Below are 935 nucleotides of genomic sequence, written 5' to 3'. Positions count from 1 at the left end.
CTTTCTCACTCCACCCCCGACACCCAGCGAGCCCTACACGCGTAAGGTCGTCGGCAGCGTCAGATGTGTATAGGAGCCAGGAGCGCGCCCTCGCGGACGCCGGTCAGCCGTCCGGCGTCGCCGCCGGCGTGCAGGGCAGAGTCCGGGGCCAGCGGGCCCGGCTCGGCGCCGTCCTCGAGGGCGGCGGACAGGCCCTCGCGGCCGCCGGGCACGGGCAGGGCGACGAGGTTGACGACGGGCGAGGCGTTGTCCGCCTCCAGCAGGGCGCCCAGCTCGGCGTCCCGGTCGGCCACGTGGCGCGTGCCCCGGTGGGCCGCCAGCGCCTGGCGCAGCGCCCGGACGATCCAGACGGGGTGGGAGGCGCGGACGGCCAGGGCGGCGTCCCCGCCGTCCTCCGGGGCGACGTCGGCCAGCCAGTCCTCGAGGGGTCGCGCGGCGACCCGGCGCAGCACCGCGTTGACGAAGCCGGAGGGTCCGGCGCCGATCTCGGCGCGCACGAGCGCGACGGTGGCGTCGAGGGCCGCGTGGGCGGGCACCCGCATGGCGAGCAACTGGTGAGCGCCCAGGCGCAGGGCGTCGAGGACCGGCGGGTCGATCTTCTCCAGGGGCCGGTCCACGCAGCGGGCGAGCACGGCGTCGTAGAGGCCGATGCCGCGCAGCGTGCCGTAGGCGAGCTCGGTGGCGAAGCCGGCGTCCCGGCGGTCGAGGCGGGCCTGGCGGATGCGGCCGGGCAGCACGAGGTTGGCGTAGGCGTCCTCGGCGTGCACGGCCCGGATCACCTCGAACGCGACCCGGCGGGCCGGATCCGCCGTGTGGGAGCGCTGGGCGGGCGCCTGGGCGGAGTAGCGCCGGCCCGCGCCGGATCGGCCGCGGCTGCGGGTGCGCCCCTGGGCGTCGCGCCGCTCCTCGCCGCCGGACTCCCGGCGGGCCCCGCC

The 935-nt window shown here is 78.4% G+C and carries 1 pseudogene; it reads right to left on the bottom strand.

Annotated elements, in window-relative coordinates:
* Positions 1 to 80: 80 nt before the first annotated feature.
* A pseudogene (locus NWP10_RS12155) lies at positions 81 to 935 on the bottom strand (transcription antitermination factor NusB); the annotation flags it as partial.

This window comes from Micrococcus sp. HG099, assembly GCF_024723355.1.
Lineage (GTDB): Bacteria > Actinomycetota > Actinomycetes > Actinomycetales > Micrococcaceae > Micrococcus > Micrococcus endophyticus.
The sequence above is the reverse complement of the archived record's forward strand: the minus strand, read 5'-3'. Positions and strand labels throughout refer to the sequence as shown.